Here is a 3,934-nt window from a genome sequence, read left to right on the forward strand (position 1 = left end):
ACGCGGCGGCGGCCGCGCTCACCAGGACGCCGTCGCAACTCGAGGTGCTGGGCACCGCAGGCGTCGTCGATGCGGGCGGACTCGGACTCGTGGTGATCCTCGACGCGCTCGTCACCGCCGTCACGGGCGCGCCGCCGGATCGCCCGCCGATCGCACTCCACGTCCCGCGGCGCACCCCGTCCGCGCGCCGCGCCGAACCCGTTGCCGTCGGCGCGCCACAGGCGGCGCACGCGCATCCCGGACCAGGCTGCGACGAGGGCTCGGACCAGGACTTCGAGGTGATGTACCTGGTGTCGGACTCCGACGAGGCCCGGATGGCGGGGCTGCGCAGCGCGCTGCACGAACTCGGGGACTCGATCGTGATCGTCGGCGACGGCGGCGGCGGCTGGTCGGTGCACGTGCACTGCACGGACGCGGGCGCCGCCGTGGAAGCCGGGCTCGCGGCGGGGCGCATCCACGGAATCCGGGTCAGTAGCTTCCTCGTCGACGCCCGGGACCAGGGACTGCTGGTTCCGCCGGTCCGGACCCGGCCGGATCAGGGTGAGCGGGGAATCGTCGCCGTCGTGGCCGGAGACGGCGCCGCCGAACTGTTCGCGAGCGAGGGCGCGACGATTCTGCGCTGCGACGACGCCCCCGTCACCCGCGCTCAGCTCCTCGGCGTCATCAGGCAGATGGGACGCACCGAGGTGCTGGTGCTCCCCAACGGCGCGCTGACGGCGCAGGAACTCGTCGCGGTCAGCGCCGCGGCGCGAGACGCCCGGCACGAGGTCCTGCTGCTCGCGACATCCGCGATGGTGCAGGGTCTCGCCTCCCTGGCGGTGCACGATCCCGAACGCGAGGCGGTGGACGACGCATTCGCGATGTCCGAGGCCGCCGCCGCCACCCGCTGGGGATCGCTGCGGATCGCCCGCGAACGTGCCCTCACCTACGTGGGCACCTGCGAACCGGGAGACGGCATCGGACTGATGGGTCACGAGGTGATCGTCATCGAACCGGACGCGGTCGCCGCCGGACGCCGGCTCGTCGACCTCGTCCTCGGCGCGGGTGGAGAACTGGTGACACTCCTGATGGGCTCGGAAGCGCCGAAGGGACTCGACACCGAACTGGCCGATCACATCTCGCAGCGGCACCCCGGCGTCGAGGTGATGATCTACCACGGAGGGCAACCTGGAGATCTGTTGCAACTCGGGGTGGAATGAGGAATTCGATGGCCACATTGTCCGACCGGCTCGATCATCTGCTGGGGAAGAAGACCGCCGATGCGCTCGAGGAAGCGTTCGACATCCGCACGGTCGAGGACCTGCTGCGGCACTACCCGCACCGGTACGCCTCGCAGGGCCGGGAGCTCGCGGAGAAGGACCCGCCGGAGGGTGAGCACATCACGATCATCGCCCGGGTCACGTCCGCGGCCGTCGTGAAGATGAAGAACCGGCCGGGAAGCATGCTCAAGGTGGTCCTGTCGACCGACACCCAGAACGTGGACGTCACCTTCTTCAGTCCGCAGAAGGTCAAGCACGTGATCAAGCCCGGCGTGCGCGCGATGTTCTCGGGAACGGTGAAGTACTTCCGCGGCAAGTGGAGCCTCACCCACCCCAGCTACCTCGTCCTTCCCGAACCGCGCGCGGGCGGCGAGGACCCCGTCGTGAGCGTCGGCCGGATCCGCGGCGCCGGGGATCTCGCCGGCATCGCCCGGGCGTCGCAGGAAGCCGGAGCCGGGGTCGACATGTCGGTGTTCGACCGCGCGCTGATACCGCTCTACCCGGCCACCCGGGACGTGGAGAGCTGGACGATCATGAAATGCGTCCGCCAGATCCTGGACCAGCTCGACCACGTCGACGACCCGCTGCCCGAGAACATCCGCGCCGAACGGGACCTGATCGGACTCGACGAAGCCCTGCGGTCGGTCCACCTGCCCGACACCCGCGAGGACGTCGAGAACGCCCACGACCGGCTGCGGTTCGACGAGGCGACCGCGCTGCAACTGGTGCTCGCCCGTCGCCGCCACGACAACGCCGAGCGGGTCGCCCCGGCGTGCCCGCCCGTGCCCGGCGGGATCGCGGACGTGTTCGAGAGCATGCTCCCGTTTCAGCTCACCGACGGTCAGCACTCGGTCGCCGACGAGATCTCCGCCGATCTGGCGCAACCGCACCCGATGAGCAGGCTGCTGCAGGGTGAGGTCGGTTCGGGCAAGACGATCGTGGCGCTGCGCGCGATGCTCCAGGTGGTCGACGCCGGCTACCAGTGCGCGCTGCTCGCGCCGACCGAGGTGCTCGCCACGCAGCACGCCCGGTCGCTGCGGGCGATGCTCGGCTCCCTCGCGACCGCGGGGGAACTCGGGGCGCACGAGAGGGCGACACGGGTGGCGCTGCTGACGGGGTCGATGGGCGTCGCCGCCAAACGAACGGCGATGAACGAGGCGATCACCGGCGACGCCGGAATCGTCATCGGCACGCACGCCCTCATCCAGGACAACGTCGAATTCTTCAACCTCGGGATGGTGGTCGTCGACGAGCAGCACCGGTTCGGCGTCGAGCAGCGCGACCGGCTGCGGTCGAGGGCGCGGGAGGGCCTGAGCCCGCACCTGCTGGTGATGACGGCGACGCCGATCCCCCGCACCATCGCGATGACCGTGCTCGGCGATCTGGAGGTGTCGACGCTGCGCCAGCTGCCGAAGGGACGTTCCCCGATCAAGAGCAGTGTGGTGCCCGCGTCCCAGAAGCCGCAGTGGGTCGCGCGGGCGTGGGAACGGATCCGCGAGGACGTCGCCGACGGGCGGCAGGCGTACGTGGTGTGTTCACGCATCGGCGACGGCGAGAAGGGCGACGGCGAGGACGCGTTCGACGAGAAGGCGCCCGAGACGAAGTCTGCCGTCGACGTGTTCGAGGAACTGAGCGGCGACATCATGCCCGACCTGCGGGTGGGACTGCTGCACGGCAGGCTGCCCGCGGACGAGAAAGACGCGGTGATGCGCGACTTCACGGCCGGCGACATCGACGTCCTCGTGTGCACCACGGTGGTGGAGGTCGGCGTCGACGTCCCGAACGCGACGATCATGGTGATCGTCGACGCGGACCGGTTCGGTGTCAGTCAGCTGCACCAGCTGCGCGGCCGCGTCGGCCGGGGCAGACACCAGGGCCTGTGCATTCTCGTCACGGAAATGAACCCGGGCGGCCCCGCCTACGAGCGACTGTCGAACGTCGCGTCGACCAACGACGGCTTCGAACTCGCGCAACTCGACCTCGCCACCCGCCGCGAGGGCGACATCCTCGGTGCGGCGCAGTCGGGCACGACATCCACGCTGCGGCTGTTGTCGCTGCTCGGCCACGAGGACGTCATTGCGGCGGCATCCGAGTTCGCGCGGTCGGTGATCGCCGTCGATCCGCGGCTCGAAAATCACCCGGGGCTGTCGGCGATGGTGACGTCGGCGCTCGACGCCGACCGCATCGAATATTTGGAGAAAACGTGAGAACTTCGCACGTCTGTTTCGGGTCTGTTGCAGAATTCGCACACGTCAGGGGCGTCTTTGTGAAGTTTGTGGAGAATCTTGCAATGTGGGATGCCTGTTCTCCACGGCCGTCTTCGGCGGGGTAGTTTGCTCCAATGTTCTCCAAAGTCCTGGTCGCCAACCGTGGCGAAATTGCGATCCGCGCTTTCCGTGCCGCCTACGAACTAGGTGCTGGAACGGTTGCGGTGTTCCCGTACGAGGATCGGAACTCGATCCACCGTCTGAAGGCCGACGAGAGTTATCAGATCGGCGAGGAGGGACACCCGGTTCGGGCGTACCTCTCCGTCGACGAGATCGTCTCCGCGGCCAAGCAGGCAGGCGCCGACGCCATCTACCCCGGCTACGGCTTCCTTTCCGAGAACCCGGATCTCGCCGCCGCGTGCGCCGAGGCGGGCATCACGTTCGTCGGTCCCTCCGCCGAGGTGCTCG

Annotated in this window: 3 protein-coding genes; all 3 read left to right on the forward strand. The window is 69.1% G+C overall.

Annotated elements, in window-relative coordinates:
* Positions 1 to 1,199, forward strand: a 1,199-nt coding sequence (locus ACFTZB_RS43855; protein ID WP_378442002.1) for a dihydroxyacetone kinase, incomplete at its 5' end; no start/stop codon positions are given.
* Between the two features lie 8 nt (positions 1,200 to 1,207).
* Positions 1,208 to 3,466: an ATP-dependent DNA helicase RecG gene (gene recG / locus ACFTZB_RS43860; protein ID WP_378442004.1), complete on the forward strand. Its 2,259-nt coding sequence runs from the start codon at positions 1,208 to 1,210 to the stop codon at positions 3,464 to 3,466.
* 134 nt (positions 3,467 to 3,600) lie between these two features.
* On the forward strand, positions 3,601 to 3,934 hold a 334-nt coding region (locus ACFTZB_RS43865), incomplete at its 3' end, for a biotin carboxylase N-terminal domain-containing protein (protein WP_378442006.1).

It is taken from the genome of Rhodococcus sp. NPDC057014, assembly GCF_042673295.1.
Classification (GTDB): Bacteria; Actinomycetota; Actinomycetes; order Mycobacteriales; family Mycobacteriaceae; genus Rhodococcus_F.